General features: G+C 44.8%; 16 protein-coding genes. 13 read left to right on the top strand and 3 right to left on the bottom strand.

Annotation, left to right across the window (positions count from 1 at the left end):
- Positions 1-34: 34 nt before the first annotated feature.
- From FTU54_RS01355 to FTU54_RS01345, 3 genes are all read left to right on the top strand, one after another.
- A complete protein-coding gene (locus FTU54_RS01355) occupies positions 35-4,093 on the top strand; it encodes a type I secretion C-terminal target domain-containing protein (protein WP_218949458.1) in 4,059 nt (1,352 codons plus the stop codon).
- 80 nt (positions 4,094-4,173) lie between these two features.
- Positions 4,174-5,358, top strand: coding sequence for a glycosyltransferase (locus FTU54_RS01350; RefSeq protein ID WP_180074320.1), 1,185 nt, complete (start codon positions 4,174-4,176; stop codon positions 5,356-5,358).
- A gap of 134 nt (positions 5,359-5,492) precedes the next feature.
- A complete protein-coding gene (locus tag FTU54_RS01345) occupies positions 5,493-6,689 on the top strand; it encodes a glycosyltransferase (RefSeq protein WP_180074318.1) in 1,197 nt (398 codons plus the stop codon).
- A 245-nt stretch (positions 6,690-6,934) separates the two neighbouring features.
- On the opposite strand, the gene mobR is transcribed toward FTU54_RS01345, so the two are convergent.
- A complete protein-coding gene (mobR, locus tag FTU54_RS01340) occupies positions 6,935-8,608 on the bottom strand; it encodes a phenol degradation transcriptional regulator MobR (protein WP_180074316.1) in 1,674 nt (557 codons plus the stop codon).
- Positions 8,609-9,002: 394 nt separating this feature from the next.
- Here mobR and FTU54_RS01335 point away from each other — a divergent pair, with 394 nt between their 5' ends.
- The 6 genes from FTU54_RS01335 to FTU54_RS01310 are packed head-to-tail and all read left to right on the top strand — an operon-like array spanning position 9,003 to position 13,676.
- Entirely contained in the window at positions 9,003-9,293 is a 291-nt protein-coding gene (locus FTU54_RS01335; RefSeq protein ID WP_104489758.1) for a phenol hydroxylase subunit, read from the top strand.
- 18 nt (positions 9,294-9,311) lie between these two features.
- Complete coding sequence (locus FTU54_RS01330) at positions 9,312-10,316, top strand: aromatic/alkene monooxygenase hydroxylase subunit beta (RefSeq protein WP_163170272.1); 1,005 nt, start codon at positions 9,312-9,314, stop codon at positions 10,314-10,316.
- A gap of 11 nt (positions 10,317-10,327) precedes the next feature.
- Positions 10,328-10,597, top strand: a complete 270-nt coding sequence (locus FTU54_RS01325; RefSeq protein ID WP_075168171.1) for an MmoB/DmpM family protein — start codon at positions 10,328-10,330, stop codon at positions 10,595-10,597.
- Positions 10,598-10,656: 59 nt separating this feature from the next.
- The gene (locus FTU54_RS01320; RefSeq protein WP_075168172.1) at positions 10,657-12,183 is read left to right on the top strand and encodes an aromatic/alkene/methane monooxygenase hydroxylase/oxygenase subunit alpha; all 1,527 of its coding nucleotides are present in this window, start codon (positions 10,657-10,659) and stop codon (positions 12,181-12,183) included.
- A 57-nt stretch (positions 12,184-12,240) separates the two neighbouring features.
- Positions 12,241-12,603 (top strand): phenol hydroxylase subunit P4, encoded by a 363-nt coding sequence (locus FTU54_RS01315; protein ID WP_104511304.1) that lies wholly within the window; start codon positions 12,241-12,243, stop codon positions 12,601-12,603.
- A gap of 11 nt (positions 12,604-12,614) precedes the next feature.
- The gene (locus FTU54_RS01310) at positions 12,615-13,676 is read left to right on the top strand and encodes an NADH:ubiquinone reductase (Na(+)-transporting) subunit F (protein ID WP_168384576.1); all 1,062 of its coding nucleotides are present in this window, start codon (positions 12,615-12,617) and stop codon (positions 13,674-13,676) included.
- 171 nt (positions 13,677-13,847) lie between these two features.
- Here FTU54_RS01310 and FTU54_RS01305 read toward each other — a convergent pair whose 3' ends face one another.
- Positions 13,848-14,042 (bottom strand): heavy-metal-associated domain-containing protein, encoded by a 195-nt coding sequence (locus tag FTU54_RS01305; RefSeq protein ID WP_005179178.1) that lies wholly within the window; start codon positions 14,040-14,042, stop codon positions 13,848-13,850.
- Between the two features lie 152 nt (positions 14,043-14,194).
- Here FTU54_RS01305 and FTU54_RS01300 point away from each other — a divergent pair, with 152 nt between their 5' ends.
- Both FTU54_RS01300 and cueR read left to right on the top strand, forming a co-directional pair.
- Complete coding sequence (locus FTU54_RS01300) at positions 14,195-16,663, top strand: heavy metal translocating P-type ATPase (protein WP_005179175.1); 2,469 nt, start codon at positions 14,195-14,197, stop codon at positions 16,661-16,663.
- A gap of 72 nt (positions 16,664-16,735) precedes the next feature.
- The gene (gene cueR, locus FTU54_RS01295) at positions 16,736-17,128 is read left to right on the top strand and encodes a Cu(I)-responsive transcriptional regulator (RefSeq protein WP_005179173.1); all 393 of its coding nucleotides are present in this window, start codon (positions 16,736-16,738) and stop codon (positions 17,126-17,128) included.
- Between the two features lie 69 nt (positions 17,129-17,197).
- Here the strand turns inward: cueR and FTU54_RS01290 are convergent, their stop codons facing one another.
- Positions 17,198-17,830: a class I SAM-dependent methyltransferase gene (locus FTU54_RS01290; protein ID WP_005179171.1), complete on the bottom strand. Its 633-nt coding sequence runs from the start codon at positions 17,828-17,830 to the stop codon at positions 17,198-17,200.
- Between the two features lie 233 nt (positions 17,831-18,063).
- On the opposite strand from FTU54_RS01290, the gene FTU54_RS01285 reads away from it, so the two are divergent.
- Both FTU54_RS01285 and epmA read left to right on the top strand, forming a co-directional pair.
- The gene (locus tag FTU54_RS01285; protein ID WP_180074314.1) at positions 18,064-19,131 is read left to right on the top strand and encodes a 4-phosphoerythronate dehydrogenase; all 1,068 of its coding nucleotides are present in this window, start codon (positions 18,064-18,066) and stop codon (positions 19,129-19,131) included.
- The gene (epmA, locus tag FTU54_RS01280; protein WP_075168178.1) at positions 19,128-20,102 is read left to right on the top strand and encodes an EF-P lysine aminoacylase EpmA; all 975 of its coding nucleotides are present in this window, start codon (positions 19,128-19,130) and stop codon (positions 20,100-20,102) included. The genes FTU54_RS01285 and epmA overlap by 4 nt, the downstream gene beginning before the upstream one ends.
- The last annotated feature ends 22 nt before the right edge of the window (positions 20,103-20,124 follow it).

The following is a 20,124-nucleotide window of genomic DNA, read 5'->3' as shown; positions in this document are numbered from 1 at the left end:
TGAGGATGGAAGCTGGACTTCAGATAATGAAACTGTGGTACCAAGCATTCCAGCAGGTGAAAGCAGCTCAACTATTCCAGGTGATCAAGTTGAAGATGGCAGTACAGTGAGTGCAGTTGCAACTGATCCATCCGGAAATGAGAGTGATCCAGCAACCGCTATCGCAGGTGGCTCTGCTATTCCAGACGTATTGGAACTTGAAACTATTTTAAAGACAGAAGTAAGTGACTCTATTACAGTCGAATCAGAGCAATTCTTAAATGTGTTAGGTGTCAATCAATCTGTTAATAATGATCTTCAAACAGGTTCTGTATTTACGATTGGTGATGCACCAAATAAACTTCAGGAGAATTCTGAATCAATAGGAGAGGTAAAAGTAGAACTTGGTGATTTGTCATTGTTAACTGTAGCTAAATCTTATGGTGTAGTTTTAGAAAGAAAAAATGAAGTTACAGATGAATGGGAAGTATATATGTCTGCACCACTCACTGGCACTGGAGTGGTAGCATCTTTGGGGACCCAATATGCCTTAGGTGCAGTTGATGCGAGCAACAACTATAGTGTTACTTTCCATGGGCTACCTGAAAGTGATTATCGTATCAGTACCTATGTTTCTGAAAGTGATTTAACACAATTATTGAAAGATATTGAGTTAAGTCATTTAGGTGGAGAAGGTACATTACTTGGTCAGCAAAACCAACAAGCATTATTGGAGACAGTTGCTCAGATATTGAATCCTGACAGTCCATCAACAGAAGCCTTAGTAAATTTATTAGAGGACATCTTAGAGGGAGTGAATGTTTTAACTGCACCAGTGAGTATTTTGCTTGAGACTATTTTAAGCTTACCTGTAGTGAAGCAAACCGTTGGATTTGTTGACTTGTTAGTGGATAGCGTGGTTGCTCCTCTAGTTTCATCGACTTTGGATGTTTTGAGAAATGTACAAGCTCAAATTACACATTCCGAAACATATATAGAGGATGCGACAGCTGAAGGGAATGTACTATTTAATGACTTTAGTGGAGCTACTGATTTAACTGTTTTAAAAATAGCAAACAGCTTAGTGGATGAAACTCAAAATCAGGAATTGGATGTCATTGCTGATACACCGACAAAAATTATGGGTAAATATGGTGTGTTAACCATTACACAGGATGGCGGTTATAGCTATAAGCTAAATCCTGAGACTGTTACGGTTGGTAAAACAGATGTATTTACTTATACAGTTCAAAATGGTGCAGTTCAGCAGTCAACAACTCTAACTATCAATATAGATGGTGGAGAAGTTAGGTTCTTAACCGCTCAAAATGATGATGTGAATTTGACTCTAATGGTTGACCCTAGCATACAGGAGCAGGCTCTTGATAGTGTGACGGTAGTCAATGTCGCATATGTTGGTTTGGGTAGTGTACTTGAGTTAGGAGCAATTGATCCTGCAAACCGTTTTGACATAAGTGTTTCGGGTGATACTAAACGCGAGATGACTTTTAAAGCCAGTTCTGGCGGTGTACAAGTGCTTACAGATTTCGATCTATTCATTTATAAACTGAATGAGATATCTGGAGACTATGAGCTTGTTCACCAAGAAGAAAAGTGGTTTGGTGTGGCATTATTAGGTGGTGTATCTGATGAATTAACTTATACCTTCGATGAAGGTCAATATATTGCATTATTAGAACCTTCAAGTGGTGTCAATGCTTTATTTGGATACACATTAGAAACTACTCAAGATTTACTTTTAGATTATGGTAATCCTACGGCTGTTTATGGACAGGCTGTTGGTAATGTCATCACAGATATTAATTTAGGAGCTGAAACAAAAGATAATGGTCCAAATCTTGATGTAACTTATGTCATTTCTGTTGATGGAAAAATTGTTCAGGATGACCAGGTATCTGAGGGTACCGTGATATTAGGTGATTATGGTTCATTGACTATTTACGCAAATGGTGACTATGTATATACAGCAAACAACACCAAAATCTTCAATTATGGTGATGTAGATAGCTTTGAATATACAATTTATGATCCAGTCATAGGTCAGACCAGTACTGCACAGTTGAATATAACTTTAGACTATATTCCATCAAATCAAGATATTAATACAGTCGTTGCGATGCTAGAGGTAACTCCAACTACCACGACTTATGCAAATCTCTCAGCGTTGAACCCTATTACCGATGGGGATGATAATACAACAAGCTTTGGTGTGGTTGGTCTTGGATTGGGTGATGTGGTTGATGCGAATGTAATTGCTAGCAAGCCTGGTCTAGATATTAAGGTTCAACAAGGCCAAATTGTAGATATATTATTCAGTGCTACAGGAGGTGCTGTAGTTGGTGCTGGTAATATATCTGATTTGGTAATTTATAGAAAAAATGCAACTACAGGACAATACGAGCTCTATTACTCGAATGAGGGATTCTTGGTTGTTCCACTTTCTGTGCTTGGAATTCCATTAGGAGGTATTTATAACACACCGACGACAGTTACTTTTGCTGAGGGTGAGTATGTCGCTTACCTCACAACAGCTGGTATAACAGCTGTGGGTGGAAGTACCCTAACAGCCGAGAGTGCTACTGCATATGATTATAATCATCCATCCGATTATGAAGGCAGTGTCACAGGAACATTGGATATTCCAGCAGGTAATCAACTGTATCTGATTGAAGGTCAAGAGATTGATGTTGCTGGTCAGGTAATTGAGGGACAATATGGTAGTTTGGTTGTCCAAGCTGATGGTAGTTACACTTATACAGTCGATAATACGGTTGAATCGCCAAATTATGGCGTAATTGATACCTTTAGTTACATCACGAAAGATCCATCCACAGGTCAAACTGAGGTGGCTATTTTGAATGTCAAGCTTGGCACAGTAGATGCTAAAGCTGATACCTTAAATAGTTCGGGAGAGGAATTCTATACAACAGTTGCGTTGACGAATGAATTCGATACTGTTTATTTCTCAGAATCAGTAGATATTGATACAAATCAAAATAATGTCCCAGCGAAAGGTATTTGGGATCCTCATTATTGGACAAAAGATATTGACTTTACTGTAGCTGATGGAGTTTCAAAAGGTTTAGATTTCTACTTTACAGGATTGTTGAATATAACAGGAGTAGCTGGATATGAAGTTCAAATGTCTTATGTATTATCTACAGTTTCAACCGTTGATGGTAATGAGGTACTTACCACGGTGAAGTCAGCTAATAGTGTTGGTAATCCACAAGCTGAACTTTCGTTGACCTTGCAAGATATTGATCCTGCAGACTACCGTCTAACTTTACGTATTGAAGAACAAGTCGGATCATCAATTTCTTACGGTTATGATGTCAAAGTCTATAATCAGGCTGTGGATCAGTGGGGGCCTGTAGTGACTGAGGATTATAGTACTCATGCTATCACTGGTAATTTCTTAGACAATGATTTATATCCAGACGATTTACGTGCTCAAACCATTGTTAAGTTTAGTAATAAAGTATTAAGTCTTGATCCTGCCAAGATAGCTCAGGAAGTCATTGTTTATGGTCAATATGGTGATTTAACAGTTCGAACTGACGGCAGCTTTACCTACACTCCAAATGGCAAAGGAGGTGGTAAGGAGATCTTTGTGTATGAGATTGTTTCACCAACTGGTGATTCTGATGTATCGACTATAGAAATTAATGTTGGTAAAGATGTAATTGGTTCACGTACAGATGATGTTGTTGAAAGTAGCAATACATTCGATACTTTCACTATGGGTGAAGGTTCAGATACAGTTATTTTCAGTATATTTGATCTTCAAGATGATCTTGGCGGTAACGGGACAGATACTTGGACTGACTTTACTGTAGGCGATACTTTAACCAATCCTGAAGCTGACAAAATCGACATTAGTGATTTGTTAGTAGATTTTGATGGTGACTTAAATAATTACCTGACAACTCGCAATGAAGACATTGATGCCGATGGTAAATTCGATACAATTATTAGTATCGACCGTGATGGTGCAGATAATAGCCAGTATCAATCTGCTGATCTAGTTGTACTAAAAGGTGTTGAGACTGACTTGACAACTTTAGTGAACAATCAGCAGTTTATTGTTTAAATTCTAATAGGTTGTAATCAATAGGAGGGTCTATGGACCCTCCTATTTTTGTACAGATTTTATTATTTTAGGGCTAGGTTATGAGCAGTATTTGTTTAAACATGATTGTTAAAAATGAAAGTCATATTATAGAGAAAACTTTAGAAAACATATACCAATATATAAAGCTAGATTATTGGGTGATTTCAGATACAGGTTCTACAGATAATACGGTTAATTTAATTGAACAGTTTTTTAAAAAGAAAAATATTCCAGGCGAAATAATAAATGAACCATGGAAAAACTTTGGGCATAACAGAAATATTGCTTTACAAGCATGTCAGGGTAAAGCAGATTATGTACTTTTTTTTGATGCCGACGATAGGTTTGAGGGTGATTTTATTTTACCTGAAGTTCTAACATCAGATAGTTATAGCCTAAATATGAGTAGTGAAAACACTACAATAAAATATAGTAGAAAACTACTCATAAAAAATAATAGTGGCTTTTATTGGCGTGGGGTTTTGCATGAGTTTATTACAAAAGATGGAAAACATTCAAGTATACCTATTAAGGGTGAATATACTGTCATTTCAGGCAGAAAAGGCCATCGAAGTTTAGATAAAAATAAATATTTAAAGGATGCAAAGCTTTTAGAAGATGCAATTCTTCAAGGTACTGATCCTGATTTAACCGCACGCTATACATTTTATTGTGCGCAGTCATATCAAGATGCCGGGCTACACGAACAAGCAATAAAATGGTATGAGCAACGTACTAAGCTAGGAGATTGGCAAGAAGAAATTTATATTAGTTTTATGCGCTTAGGGTTACTCTATGAAAAACAGAATAAAATTATGGAAGCTTTATATGCGTGGCAATGTGGGGTAAATGTAGATGCACAACGGGCAGAGTGTTGGTATCATTTAGCAAGACTAAACAATTGGAATAAAAACTATAATTTAGCTTTGTGCTATGCAGAAAAAGCTCAAAAGTTAAATATTCCTGTTGGGAATAGGCTATTTATAAATAAAGATATATACAAGTTTTGGTGTCATTATGAGTTGTGTATTAATGCCTTCCAATTGAAGTACTTTGAGCAAAGTTATGCTGCATTTAAATTATTAATTAGAAATGCAAATAGAGGTTTAGTGGAAAAAGTAATTCATCAATTAAGTAATTATCAAAACTTAATTAAGAAAGACTCTTATCAAGAGGTAAGTCAATTAATTAAAGATTTGAAGCGTTTAAACTTTGAAAATTTATTACAAGGCTTTAACTTGTGAGTGGCTTTGTTGCATAAATATGTAAGCATCTGATTTAAATAAATTTAATTTTGGATCAAAAAATAATCAAAACTTCTAAAATCATATAGTTATGAAATCTTTGTGCAACAAAGCCCTTGTGAGTTGATAAATTTATGGATCAAGCTATTTCACATCATTTAAAACCTATAGATCTTAATGGTATAAGTTTTTGGGATTTTATAAGTGATAAAAATTTAGAAATAAATTTTTTATCTGAAAACTGTTTAACTGTAAAAAAGGGAAACCTTTATCTCACTGTTTTTCCAGATGGGAAAGCTAATTTTCATGCAACAGTATGTAGAGAATGGGAGAAAATTTATATACTAGACTCGGCAGTACTTAACTTTGTTAATCAAATAATAAAAGAAAAAATTCAAGATAGGAATGGTAATTTATTAAAAAAATATGAGTTATTGTTACATGAAGATAAAATACATATAAGATTAGGATCTCATATAATTACCCCATCGTACTTACCTGCAGGCGTTTTTGAGGAAGATGAGGGGAGTCTCAAATATAAAACTATTTTTAAAACAGTAAGTTTTAAGAAGGGTAATTTATTAATTTATTTTTGTGTTTATGGTGGGGATGAATATTTTGAATGTTTTAAGTATGCATTAAGATCACTGATAGTTTTTGGGAGGTATTCTGGTGATATTTTAATAAAAACAGATAATATTGATAAAGCTATTTTGTATACAAAGGATTTTAATAATAAGTTTGAATTTAGTTTAATTAATTTTAGATACGGTATATTTAATAGATATTATTTGTATGAGGATGTTTTTAGCAAATATAGCTCAATAATTTACTTTGATTCTGATATATTGACTATTAATCCAATAGAGGACTTGCTTTATTCTTTATTAGCAGGTGGTGATATAGTGGCATATAATGAGTTTTCCTTTGAAGAAAGGAATACAATTTTAAAAAATAGAAGTCCTTGGTTTGGGTTGGATTACATGCTTAAATTTAATATTGTAAATTATCAAAATATTGTAAACTCAGGTTTTTTTGTTATTAATAATTTAAATAAAGTAAAACCTATTTTTGAAAGAGTAATTAATTACAGGTTTCTTGAAAGGAGATATGGTGATCAACCATTTCTGAATATTGCTCTACATAACAGTAATTTAAATATTGAATTAATTGAAAATAATGAGGCTATGGTGTTTGCTAGGTCATTTTATGATTTTATGAATAATCTGGATAAAACTTTAGTGCACTATAATAGTGGAGTTGGTAATTTAACTAAACTTTCTCTAATGGAGAAAACTTATAGTTTTTTGAGAGATTATAAAGGTGATTGAGTTTTTCTTATTTTTTTTTTAATTTTTTCTTAATAGAGTGAATATGATTTTTATTGATAAGTTGGTTTAAAAGTGAGAATATATTTATCATATTTTATTAAATATCAATATTTAACTGATATTCACTTTATTTCTAAAGTAAACTGATTAGTCGTACCATCAATATATCGGCTTACTTTTTATAAAGTACTTAGATTCTAAGAGTATAACTAAAATAAAATTTTGGTTAGGACGAGGTAAAAACTTTAAACCATCTGATATTTCTTTAACCGGTAATCCAGCGTTGCCCGACTAATCCCCAGTAAACGTGCCGCTTCAGAAATATTCTGCTGGCTGCGCTGCATGGCGGTTAGAATAATTTCCTGTTCATGCCGTTCCAAAGAAAAATCCTCGGTCAACAGGGTCTCAATTGAATGGGGGGAGGTTGAATTTTCAGCCTGCTGCTTTAACTGCGGAAACAGGCAGCTTAGTTTAATTTCCTGCTGGTCATCGGTCAGTAAGGTGGCGCGTTCTAGCAGGTTTTCCAGTTCACGGATATTACCGGGCCACTCATAACTCATCACATAATTTTTGGCTTTGTCACTCAGGCCAGGCAGGGTTTTGCCATACAGGTTTTCAAAGCGTTTCAGAAAATGATTGACCAGTAGCGGAATATCTTCACGGCGCTCGCGCAGTGGCGGAATCTGTACCGGAAAAATATTCAGCCGATAGAATAAATCGGCACGGAAACGTCCGGCTTTGACTGCCTGTTCCAGATCTTCGTTGGTGGCGGCGACAATACGCACATCTACTTTGCGGGTCTGATAATCACCAACCCGTTCAAATTCGCCTTCCTGTAACATGCGTAACAGAGCGGCCTGCGCCCGCGGTGACAGCTCAATCACTTCATCCAGAAAAATGGTGCCGCCATCTGCGCGTTCAAACTTGCCTGCACGTGACTGGTTGGCGCCGGTATAGGCACCTTTTTCCACCCCGAACAGTTCGGCTTCAATCAGGTCGGGAGGAATACAGGCACAGTTGACTGCGACAAACGGTTGCTGGCGGCGCTGGCTGGCCTGATGAATCCCGCGGGCAAAGGCTTCTTTACCGACACCGGTTTCGCCCTGTAGCAGGACTGCGACTTTACTGCCTGCGGCCTTTTTCAGGAGGTCGCAGACCTTGCGATAGGCCGCCGATTCACCGATAGCATTAAACATGGTGTAGTCGGCTTCAGCATCGGTGTAGATGGTCTGTTTCAGCTGGTTCAGCTCTGCCTGCAAGGCAATAATCTTGTCCGACACCGGATCGGGTGACATAAAGCGGATCAGTTCATTGGCATTTTCCCAGTCGGCCAGCGGTTTGCCGATAATCCGGCAGCAGTCATCGCCTTTGGCCACGCAATGGGTTTCCTGATAAATAATGGTTTGACCCATCACATAGCTGCTATAGCCGCAGGCATAACCGAGCAGCATCCAGCAGGCCGGTTCATCGGCTGCGCCAAATTCAGATAAATGCACTTCGGCTTCAAAAGAGTTAAGCCAGTTAAAATCGGCATAAAACTGATGCTGGTCATGACTTAAACGCAGGTCATTGACTGTAACCTGGACCATGCCGCGAATACCGTGCATCTGCGGGCCGGCCATAAAGGCTTCCACTTCATTTAAGTTCGGGCGCAGTCGTGAGGTGACTTCGGCATCGCGCATCCCGGCCTGATAGCCGCAGCGGATAAAAAAGTGTTTGGTGCGTTCATAGCCCAGCATCTGATACAGGTCTTTGCGCAAATAGCCCATGATGCCGCTATGAATCAGCAGCATCCGGTTTTCTTCAAACCAGATCTGACCGTGTTCGGTATCAAACTGGATTTTGTCGAGCAGATCCTGAATGTCCTGATTGTGTTCCAGCAGCTGTTTGTAGTGTTTAAGGTCCTGGGTATGGGGCATAGCCAATCATCCATTTTGGCAAGTCACAAGCATGGGTTGATCTTAACCAATTCCGACCATCGAGGTGAGGATTTAAAGTGCATAATCTTATACCTTTTAAATATAGTGATTATAAATCAATAGGTTGAAATTTTAGCAATATACAAATGTCTAAAACTTCAGTATGCATTTAAGTTCATCAAATGCTGAAATTCAGCAAAATATCTTTCAGCAAAACATGAAATTTCTCGTCCATCTCATCTCTGTATTTTTAAGCCAATTTAAATAAAAATATAAATATCAATTATTTATAAAAGTTGGCACGCCTTTTGAAATGCTTTAAGTAAATAAAGCTGCAAGCTCCGTGCTTGCCACACTGAAATGATTTTGGTGGCAATGAAAAAGGAAGGTCATGATGACGCACACTGCACGCCCAACGGCATTGACCAAATACATCCGGATTACCGGTGATCCACAGGCCAAATTTGTCGAATTTGATTTTGCCATTCAGGACCCGACGCTATTTGTCGAGCTGGTTCTGCCCCAGCAGGCTTTCCAGGAATTTTGTGCCATGCATCAGGTGGTGGAAATGAGCGCCGCACAACAGGCCTGGAATGATGCCCAGGAAGATAAATGGCGTTATGGCGTAGAACCGAGCATGGTGCGCCCGACACAGTATCTGTCAGATCAAGAAGATCAGTCTTAAGTCGATAAGGAGATAATGATGACTTTAGAAATTAAAACGTCCAGCGTTGAACCCATCCGCCAGACCTATGCCTATATTGAACGCCGTTTTGGCAACAAGCCGGCCACACGTTATCAGGAAGTCAGCTTTGATGTGCAGGCGGCGGCCAATTTCCATTATCGTCCGCTATGGAAACCGGAAAAAACCTTAAATGATCCAACCCATACCGCACTGCTGATGCAGGACTGGTATGCCTTTAAAGATCCGCGCCAGTTTTATTATGGCGCCTATGTGCAGCATCGCGCGCGTTTGCAGGATATTGCCGAAAGCAATTATGCCTTTTTTGAAAAGCGCGAACTGGTGGCGAACCTGTCCGAGGCAGTCCAGCAAAAACTGATGCAGTGCCTGTTGCCATTTCGTTATGTCGAACAGACTGCCAATCTGCACATGATGTCGGGCAGTGCCTATGGCTATGGCACGGTTATCACCCAGGCCTGTATTTTTGCCGCAATGGACCGTTTGGGCATGGCGCAGTATCTGTCACGAATTGGTTTGCTGCTCGATGGCAATCGTGGTGAGGCTTTGCAGCACGCCAAAACTGCCTGGATGGAAGATGCCGCCTGGCAGCCGCTGCGCCGTTTATGTGAAGTCAGCCTGACCGAGCAGGACTGGTTCAAACTGTTTTTATTACAAAACCTGATGATCGACAGCATGTTGCAGCAGCTGGTGTATGGCGAGCTGGATCAATGGCTGGTCGAGCAGGGCGCACGCGATATTGCCATGCTGACCGAGTTTATGCAGGACTGCCTGAACGATTTACGTAAATGGTCTGACAGTGTGTTTAAAACTGCAGTCGCAGAATCGGAGCATAACCAGCAGCTGATTCAGGGCTGGATTGAAGAACTGCTGCCCCAAGTGGAACAGGCCTTTTCTAGCTGGGCCACGCTCGCACTGGGTAGTGCATCGGTGGAATCTGCCATGAACCTGATTCAGGAACGTTGCAAGAAAGCCGGTTTACAGATTCAACACGCCTCAGCCGCATAAGGAGATGCCTCATGAGCTCAAAAGTTTATTTAGCCCTGCAAGATAACGACACTTCACGCTATATCGTCGAAGCGATTGAACAGGATAACCCGGATGCCAGCATCCAGTATTTACCGGCCATGATCCGCATTGAAAGCGAAACCGGTCTGATTGTACGGGCTGAAACCGTGTCGGAAAAACTGGGTCAGGATTGGGACATCCAGGAATTACAGCTCAACATGATTACTCTGGGCGGCAATGTCGAGGAAGATGATGACAGCTTCCAGCTGAAATGGAATTAAACAGACAACATGCCAAGGCCTGAGTGCCTGCACTGGGAAAATTGAACAGGATGATCAAGATGAATACACAAGCCAAAACTGCACAGAAAAAACTGAATGCCAAAGACCGTTACCGGATGCTGACCCGTGATCTGGACTGGGATTTTTCCTATGCCGACCGTAAAGCCGCATTTCCGTATGAAGAATTTGAAGGCATTAAAATTACCGACTGGTCAAAATGGGAAGATCCGTTCCGTTTAACCATGGATGCCTACTGGAAATATCAGGCCGAAAAAGAGAAAAAACTCTATGCCATTTTTGATGCATTCGCGCAGAACAACGGTCAGATGAATGTCTCCAATGAACGTTATTTAAATGCCATTAAACTGTTTTTAACTGCGGTTACACCGCTAGAATATCAGGCCTATCAGGGTTATGCCCATGTCGGCCGTCAGTTCAGTGGCATTGGTGCGCGGATTGCTTCGCAAATGCAGTCGATTGATGAGCTGCGTCATGTACAGACCCAGATTCATGCCATGAGCCATTACAACAAGTTCTTTGATGGCTTTCAGGACTGGGCGCATATGCATGATCGGGTCTGGTATTTATCTGTGCCTAAATCATTCTTTGAAGATGCGCGTTCAGCCGGGCCATTTGAATTCCTGTTGGCGATCAGCTTTGCCTTTGAATATGTGCTAACCAACCTGCTGTTTGTGCCGTTTATGTCTGGCGCGGCCTATAACGGTGATATGGCCACCGTGACTTTTGGTTTTAGTGCCCAGTCCGATGAAGCACGTCACATGACCCTGGGCCTGGAAATTGTCAAATTCCTGCTGGAACAGCATGAAGATAACGTGCCAATTGTGCAGGAATGGATTGATAAATGGTTCTGGCGCGGCACACGCTTATTATCAATTGTTGGCATGATGATGGACTACATGCTGCCAAATAAAGTCATGTCCTGGAAAGAAGCTTGGGAAACCTACTTTGAAGAAGCGGGCGGGGCACTGTTTAAAGACCTGGGCCGTTATGGCATCCGTATGCCGAAATATTCGGAAGTGATCGAGAAAGAAAAAGAGCATGTGTCGCATCAGGCCTGGTGGATTTTTTATAACTTTGGTCATGCAGCCGGTTTCCACACCTGGATTCCAACCGATGAGGAAATGGACTGGCTGTCGGCCAAATATCCGGACACCTTTGACAAATATTATCGTCCACGCTGGGAACTGGCCCGCAAGATGGAAGCCGAAGGCAAACGCTTCTATAGCGCCGGTTTACCTCAATTGTGTCAGGTCTGCCAGATTCCAATGACCTTTACTGAAATGGGCGGCGACCCGACCATGTTCAGCTATCGCGACAGCATCTATCAGGGCGAGCGTTATCACACCTGTTCCGATGGCTGCCACGACATCTTTGAACGTGAACCGGAAAAATATATTCAGGCCTGGCTGCCAGTGAACCAGATTTTACAGGGCAACTGTGGCGGGCCAGATCTGGAGAGCATCCTGCGTGATTATTATCACTTCAATGTCGGTGCAGACAACCTGGACATTGAAGGCTCGCCAGATCAGCAGCGCTGGAAAAAATGGAAAGGCGACGCCGCATAAAAAATGGAATTGGGTCATTGCTGCCAATGACCCGCTCAAGGAATTAGGAGATTTCTCATGACTGTACGTGCAATTCAAGACCATTATCAATTCGAACCGCGCGATGCCCAGCATCACTATGGCGACAACATGCTGTTGTATATTGGCTGGGATCATCACACCTTATATTGTGCGGCTCATGCCTTTGTGGTGTCACCGCAGCAGACCTTGCAGGATCTGATCGATCAGCAGATTCAGGCCGGTTTTCATCAGCATCCCGACTTTGAGCAGCTGGACTGGTCAACGGTGCAGTTTGTGTTAAACCATGAACCTTTACAGACCGATTTTTCCAAAACACTGGCCGAGCTAGGCTTTGACCACAAATCCCTGCTGCGTTTTGTCAGCCCGGAACTAAAAGGCTATCAGGATGCCCACGTTTAAGGAGAATGCGCATGAGTTATCAAGTTACCATTGAACCGATTGGCACCACCATTGACGTGGAAGAAGACCAGACCATTCTCGATGCCGCTTTACGTCAAGGCGTGTGGTTACCCTTTGCCTGCGGGCATGGCACCTGCGGCACCTGCAAAGTCCAGGTCACGGACGGTTTTTATGATGTTGGAGAGGCATCGCCGTTTGCCTTAATGGATATCGAACGTGAAGAAAACAAGGTGCTGGCCTGCTGCTGCAAACCGGAATCTGACATGATTATTGAAGCCGATGTCGATGAAGATGAAGATTTCATGGGCTATCTGGTGGAAGATTATCAGGCCACGGTGCTGGAAATAAAAGACCTGTCACCGACTATTAAAGGTCTGCGTTTGCAGATTGACCGTCCAATGCAGTTTCAGGCCGGGCAATACATCAATATCCAGTTTCCGGGTGTTGAGGGCACGCGCGCTTTCTCGATTGCCAATGCGCCAAGTGAAGCCGGTATTATCGAACTGCATATCCGTAAGGTCGAAGGTGGCACCGCCACCAGTTATGTGCATGAGGAACTGAGTGTGGGTGAAGAACTGCAATTGTCCGGGCCGTATGGACAATTCTTTGTACGTAAATCCGATGATCAGGATGTAATCTTTATTGCTGGCGGTTCGGGTTTATCCAGCCCACAATCCATGATTCTGGACTTGCTGGAACAGGGCGATAGCCGGATTATTTACCTGTTCCAGGGCGCGCGAGATTTAAGCGAACTGTATAACCGCGAACTGTTTGAGCAGCTGGTCAAGGACTATCCGAACTTCCGTTATATTCCGGCGCTGAATGCCGCGCAGGCGGAAGATCAATGGACTGGCTTTAACGGCTATGTACATGAAGCAGTGGCGGATTATTTTGAACACAAATGCAGTGGTCACAAAGCCTATTTATGCGGTCCACCGGTGATGATTGATGCCGCGATTTCAACCTTAATGCAAAGCCGCCTGTTTGAACGTGACATCCACACCGAGCGCTTCCTGAGTGCGGCCGATGGGGCATCCGGTTCGGCCCGTTCGGCGCTGTTTAAGCATATTTAAGTTTAAGCGTGTTTTGTTTTTTTGTCCGGTTTAGAATGACCTATTGCATGTCCCGTTGTCCGTTATAGGTCATTCGTCTTTTGCCGCCTCCCTGATGCCCGCATCACGGAGGCGATTTTATTTGACGCTAGCAGTGTATTGGACAGTAGCGGTTTTGAGAGTGCCTGGAAATTATTGCACTTCTGGCGGGAAACCATCTTCATTCAGCGCCGCCACCAGCTGATCTACGCTGGCACTGCTGTCAACGGTCACGATTTTACTGTCCAGATCAATGTCAACTTTGGCATTCGGGTCCACATCCTGAATGGTGGCTGTCACACCGCGGGCGCAGCCGCCGCAAGTCATATTGGCAATATGCAGTTTCATTAAGATGCTCCATGAGTCATGTGAAGATGCTTTCAGTTTAAAGCTTGTCATGATGGGAAGGTCAAGCCAAATTTTTATGCGCAGAGACTTGACCTTCCCATGATGTCAATCTGTATGCTGTAGGGAAATCCGGGTATTGGCCGAGGTAGGGCATGAGCATCTCAAATTCATCTGCTGTTTTTCGTGAAACATTGTCTATTCAGGGCATGACCTGTGCTTCATGCGTAGGCCGGGTGGAAAAAGCCTTAAAAAAAGTGGATGGGGTCGAGCAGGCCAATGTCAATCTGGCCACCGAACAGGCCGTGGTGGAATCTTCCGCACCACTTGACCGGGCCGCTTTGGTCAAAGCCATTGAGCGTGCCGGTTATGATGTGGTCGTCGCGGCACCCATCGAATTGTCAATTGACGGTATGACCTGTGCCTCCTGCGTGGCGCGGGTAGAAAAAGCCCTGAAAAAAGTGCCGGGTGTGCAGCAAGCCAATGTCAATCTGGCCACTGAGCAGGCCTGGGTCGAAGCTGATACTACGGTCAGTGCCGATAAACTGATTCAGGCCATCCGTAAGGCTGGTTATGATGCCCAGCTGCAGACCACGACCACCACTGAACAGGCGGATCAGAAAGCCAGCGAGCAGCAGCAACTAAAACGTGATCTGTTAATTTCCCTGGTGCTGGCCATTCCGGTATTTGTGCTGGAAATGGGCTCGCATTTAATTCCGGCTTTTCATATGTGGGTCATGCATCAGATCGGGCAGATGCCGAGCTGGCTGTTGCAGTTCGTGTTGACCACGCTGGTATTGCTATTTCCGGGCCGGCGTTTTTATCAAAAAGGCATTCCGGCCTTGCTGCGTTTCGCGCCGGATATGAACTCGCTGGTGGCAGTCGGAACCCTGGCCGCATACAGCTTTTCGGTGGTGGCGACTTTTATGCCACAGCTGTTACCGGAAGGCACGGTCAATGTCTATTTTGAAGCTGCCGCGGTGATTGTCAGCCTGATTTTGCTGGGACGCTATTTTGAAGCCAAAGCCAAAGGCCGCACCTCGCAGGCAATTCAGCACCTGATCGGCATGCAGCCAAAAACCGCCCGCATTGTACGTAATGGCCAAAGTGTGGAAGTGCCGCTGGCTGAAGTCAGCTCGGGTATGCAGGTCGATATCCGCCCAGGAGAGCGGATTCCGGTGGATGGGGAAGTGCTGGACGGCCGCAGTTATGTCGATGAATCGATGATTAGCGGAGAGCCGCTGCCAGTAGAAAAAATGGCAGGCAGCGCCGTGGTGGGCGGCACCATCAACCAGAATGGCAGCCTGAGCATCCGCGCAACTGCGGTGGGGGCAGATTCGGTGCTGGCGCAAATTATCCGCATGGTCGAGCAGGCGCAAGGCTCCAAACTGCCCATTCAGGCGCTGGTCGATAAAGTCACCATGTGGTTTGTGCCAGCCGTAATGCTAATGGCTGTGCTGACCTTTCTGGTCTGGCTGATTTTTGGTCCTGAACCGGCGCTGACCTTTGGTCTGGTCAATGCTGTAGCGGTGCTGATTATTGCCTGTCCATGTGCTATGGGGCTGGCCACTCCAACCTCGATTATGGTCGGCACTGGACGTGGGGCAGAAATGGGCATTCTGTTCCGTAAAGGCGAAGCCTTGCAGCTGTTACAGGAAGCGCAGGTGGTGGCGGTAGATAAAACCGGCACCTTAACCGAAGGCAAGCCGCAACTGACCGATTTTCATGTACAGGCCGGTTTTGAGCAGACGCAATTATTAAGCTGGGTGGCGGCGGTAGAAGCCAAGTCGGAGCATCCGATTGCCTTTGCTATTGTCGAAGCCGCCCAGCAACAAGGCTTATCTTTACCAGCTGTGAGCGATTTTGATTCGATTGTCGGGTCCGGCGTGAAAGGGCAGGTCAATGGTCAATGGCTGCATATCGGGGCCGACCGTTATATGCATCAGCTGGGTTTAAGTACCACAGCCTTTGATCAGGTTGCGGTACGTTTGGGGCAGGAGGGAAAAACACCGCTGTATGTGGCGGTAGAGGATCAACTGGCGGCCATCATTGCCGTGGCCGATCCAATCAAAGACAGCACCTTTGCCGCGATTGAAGCCTTGCATCAGTTGGGCGTAAAAGTGGCAATGATCACCGGCGATAACCGGCATACCGCCGAAGCGATTGCCCGGCAGCTAAAAATTGATACTGTGGTTGCCGAAGTTCTGCCGGAAGGCAAAGTCGATAGCGTACGTGAATTGCAGCAGCAATATGGCCGTCTGGCCTTTGTCGGCGATGGGATTAATGATGCCCCGGCGCTGGCACAGGCCGATGTCGGGCTGGCCATTGGCACCGGTACCGATGTAGCCATTGAAGCCGCCGATGTGGTGCTGATGTCCGGCAGTTTAAAAGGCATTCCCAATGCGATTGCTTTAAGTCAGGCCACTATCCGCAATATCCGCCAGAACCTGTTTTGGGCCTTTGTTTATAACGTGGCCTTAATTCCGATTGCCGCCGGCGTGCTGTATCCGCTGTGGGGCATTTTACTGTCGCCGATGTTTGCTGCAGGCGCAATGGCACTGTCATCCGTGTTTGTGCTGGGCAATGCTTTACGCCTGAAGCGCTTTGCCGCGCCGCTGCAATAGCCGTTGGCGTCAGGACATTTTCGGTTTAAGATCGGAGGCAGGTCTTAAACCGCCGTATTGAGCGAGAAGCATGTGAATATTGGTCAAGCCGCAAAGCAGTCGGGCATCTCTGCCAAAATGATCCGTTATTATGAAAGTATCGGCCTGCTCACGGCTGCCCAGCGCAGTGCTGCCGGTTATCGGGTCTATTCCGAGCAGGATTTAAAAACCCTGAATTTTATTCGTCATGCCCGCGAGCTGGGCTTTTCTACCGAGCAAATGAAAGAACTAATTTCGCTGTGGAAAAATAGCGGCCGCCAGAGTGCAGAAGTGAAAGCGCTGACCTTAAAACATATTGATGAGCTGAACCAGAAAATCCAGCGTTTACAGGACATGGTCAATTTGTTGCAGCAATCTGCGCAGCATTGTCAGGGCAATCACAGCGCGGAATGTGCCATTCTGGACCAGATTGAAAAAGGCGGATAAGCCAGTAAGCAGCAGGAATCGAATTGCAGGAGGATGAATCAATGCAGATTCATCCTCCTTTTTTATGCTTTATTTACGGATTTGAATGGCAAACTGAATCACATGCGACTTCCCCTGATGCAGCTGTCCTTCATGACGTTCCACTTCACCGACAAAGAAATGCAGCAGATGATCTTGCTGGAAGATCTCTAGAAAATCACGTGGATCATACAGCATGTCAGGATTGCCCGGGCCACCGGTGGCATAGGCCAGTTGTGCTTTGGAATAGACCTCGCCAATGAACCAGCCACCGGATTTCAGGCTATGACGCACGCCGTGCAGTAATTTCTGCTGGGTCGGCTGATTGACATGACCAAACACGCAAATCGCATGCTGAAACTGGTTTTCCGGCCATTCTACCTGACTTAAATCCACCGCGGCGGTGTCCAAGGTCAGCTGTTTGGCCTGGGCATGTTTTTGGGCTTTTTCAAGCGCAACAGTCGAATAATCCCAGAGTAGTCCGGCAAACGGCAGTTGCTGTTCACGGGCGCGCTCGGCCAGATAAATCAGGTTACGGCCTTCACCTTCAGCAATGCCCAGCGTAGCGCCAGAAATCGCTAACTGCTGGGCCATCTGCTGAATAAAAACGTTGGCCGCTTCGCCATATAAATGATCGGTGCTGTGGTAGCGTTCATCCCATGGATTGCTAAAGCGAGGTGTCATATGCAGGCCCTTCATTGGTTAAAAATAAACGGGGGAGAAGATTAAGACTGGCCTTGACTATAACATATTATAAAAACATATATTGTTTTATTCGGCTTCGGCAAGTTGTATTTGGGTGAAGCCTGATGGGCCGGCTTTGCTGCGGTTAATATTCAGTGTATTTACTGCAATAGCGCTTCATCCGCAGGGCCTTCAGGCGTTATCATGGACAGATCAAAGCATTGGATTGCCTTATGAAAATTATTGCCGATGAAAATCTGGCCTTTACCGATTATTTTTTTGCCGAGTTTGGTGAAATCTCCCATCGTCCGGGCCGGACCTTAACTGCGCAGGACCTGCACGATACCGAAGCCTTACTGGTGCGCTCGGTAACCAAGGTCAATGCCGAACTGATCCAGCACAGCAAGCTGCGTTTTGTGGGCAGTGCCACCATTGGTACCGATCATCTGGATATTGCCGCGCTGGAACAGCAGCAGATTCGCTGGTCCAATGCCGCCGGCTGTAATGCACAGGCGGTTGCCGAATATGTGATTACCGCCTTACTGCATGTGCGTCCAGCCTTACTGGAAGCAGGCCAGCAGTTCTGTCTGGGCATTATCGGACTGGGCAATGTCGGTTCGCGTCTGGCGGTAATGGCGGAACTGCTGGGCTGGAAAGTGGTGGCTTATGATCCTTTGGTGCAACGTGAAAGTGTGCAGCAACTGGCATTGGCAGACGTATTGGCTCAGGCCGATGCCATTTCGATTCATGTGCCGCTGACCAAAACCGGTCCGTATCCGACCTATCATCTGTTCAATGCCGAAACCCTGGCCCAGATGAAGCCGGAGGCAATTTTAATTAATTCAGCGCGTGGTCCGGTGGTGGCAGAGCAGGCATTAATGGCCGATATCCAGCAGACCGGGCGTGCGGTGGTGCTGGATGTATTTGAGCATGAACCGGAAATTTCTGCCGAATTATTAAATCTGGTCACGTTGGTAACGCCGCATATTGCCGGTTACAGTCTGGAAGGCAAAGCCCGCGGCACACAAATGATTTATGCCGCTTTTTGTGAAGTCTTTGGACAAGTGGCGCACAAACGTTTTGAAAGCCAGTTGCCGCCGTGCAACGATTATTTTAGTGGTCAGCCGTTAAAAGCCGCAATGCAACAGCATCTGCCACAGATGTATGATATTGCCGCCGATGATGCCAAATTACGTGCCTGCTTAAAAGACGGCAAGGTCGATCAGCAGGCCTTTGACCATTTACGCAAGACTTATCCGCTGCGCCGTGAATGGGCTGCGCATGGAGGGCCGGCCGCATGAGCCTGAACTATCAGCCGACCTGTAGCCTTGAGGCCATGCGCGCCCGCGCCAAGATGTACGCCCAGATTCGCCAGTTTTTTGCTGAGCGCGAAGTGCTGGAAGTGGAAACGCCTATTTTGTCGCAGGCCGGTGTCACCGATGTACATTTAAGCTCGGTACAGGCCAAGCGTCATGTATTGGGCCAGCAGCAGACGCATTATCTGCAAACTTCGCCTGAATTTGCCATGAAACGCCTGCTGGCCAGTGGCAGTGGCCCGATTTACCAGATCTGCAAGGTGTTTCGTGATGATGAGCATGGCCGCAAACACAATAGCGAATTTACCATGCTGGAATGGTATCGCCCGGGTTTTAGCCTGAAAGAGCTGATGTTTGAAGTCACCGATTTACTCAATCTGACCTTGGCACAGCGTTTTGGTGAAGTACGTCCAACGGTACTGAGTTATAAACATGCTTTTATGGATCGGCTGGATCTGAATCCGCTGCAAGCGACATTGCAGGAACTGAAAGCCTGCTGTCAGCGTGTCGGGCTAAGCCTCGATTTAGGTGATGATCGTCTGGGCTATATCGACCTGTTGTTCTCGCATATGGTTGAGCCTAGTCTGGGCTTTGATACGCCGGTATTCCTGACCGATTTCCCGCCGGAACTGGCCTCACTGGCCAAAACTCGTGTCGATGAAGATGGCGAACTGGTTGCCGCCCGTTTTGAGCTGTACATTGAAGGGCTGGAACTGGCCAATGCCTATGATGAACTGGCTGATGCCGAGGTGCTCCGTGGCCGTTTTGAAGCCGACAATCAGGAGCGGGAAAAACTGGGCTTGCATGTGATGCCACTTGATGAATATCTGCTCAGTGCCTTGCCTCAGATGCCGCCATGTTCAGGTATTGCGCTGGGTATTGACCGTTTATTGATGGTTGCCACCCAGCAGATGCGTTTGGAACAGGTAATTACTTTTCCGGCCGAGCAGTCTTAAGGCAGGTTGATCCAGATCAGCG

Source organism: Acinetobacter sp. YH12116 (assembly GCF_013418895.1).
GTDB lineage: Bacteria > Pseudomonadota > Gammaproteobacteria > Pseudomonadales > Moraxellaceae > Acinetobacter > Acinetobacter indicus.
This window is presented reverse-complemented; position numbering and strand designations above follow the sequence as displayed.

Excerpts from the sequence above, each read along its gene's own strand:
- FTU54_RS01330 (WP_163170272.1), top strand. The coding sequence starts at position 9,312 with ATGACTTTAGAAATTAAAACGTCCAGCGTTGAACCCATCCGCCAGACC.
- FTU54_RS01335 (WP_104489758.1), top strand. The coding sequence starts at position 9,003 with ATGACGCACACTGCACGCCCAACGGCATTGACCAAATACATCCGGATT.
- FTU54_RS01305 (WP_005179178.1), bottom strand. The coding sequence starts at position 14,042 with ATGAAACTGCATATTGCCAATATGACTTGCGGCGGCTGCGCCCGCGGT.
- FTU54_RS01300 (WP_005179175.1), top strand. The coding sequence starts at position 14,195 with ATGAGCATCTCAAATTCATCTGCTGTTTTTCGTGAAACATTGTCTATT.
- FTU54_RS01320 (WP_075168172.1), top strand. The coding sequence starts at position 10,657 with ATGAATACACAAGCCAAAACTGCACAGAAAAAACTGAATGCCAAAGAC.
- FTU54_RS01290 (WP_005179171.1), bottom strand. The coding sequence starts at position 17,830 with ATGACACCTCGCTTTAGCAATCCATGGGATGAACGCTACCACAGCACC.
- FTU54_RS01315 (WP_104511304.1), top strand. The coding sequence starts at position 12,241 with ATGACTGTACGTGCAATTCAAGACCATTATCAATTCGAACCGCGCGAT.
- FTU54_RS01310 (WP_168384576.1), top strand. The coding sequence starts at position 12,615 with ATGAGTTATCAAGTTACCATTGAACCGATTGGCACCACCATTGACGTG.
- FTU54_RS01285 (WP_180074314.1), top strand. The coding sequence starts at position 18,064 with ATGAAAATTATTGCCGATGAAAATCTGGCCTTTACCGATTATTTTTTT.
- FTU54_RS01345 (WP_180074318.1), top strand. The coding sequence starts at position 5,493 with ATGGATCAAGCTATTTCACATCATTTAAAACCTATAGATCTTAATGGT.
- FTU54_RS01325 (WP_075168171.1), top strand. The coding sequence starts at position 10,328 with ATGAGCTCAAAAGTTTATTTAGCCCTGCAAGATAACGACACTTCACGC.
- mobR (WP_180074316.1), bottom strand. The coding sequence starts at position 8,608 with ATGCCCCATACCCAGGACCTTAAACACTACAAACAGCTGCTGGAACAC.
- FTU54_RS01350 (WP_180074320.1), top strand. The coding sequence starts at position 4,174 with ATGAGCAGTATTTGTTTAAACATGATTGTTAAAAATGAAAGTCATATT.
- epmA (WP_075168178.1), top strand. The coding sequence starts at position 19,128 with ATGAGCCTGAACTATCAGCCGACCTGTAGCCTTGAGGCCATGCGCGCC.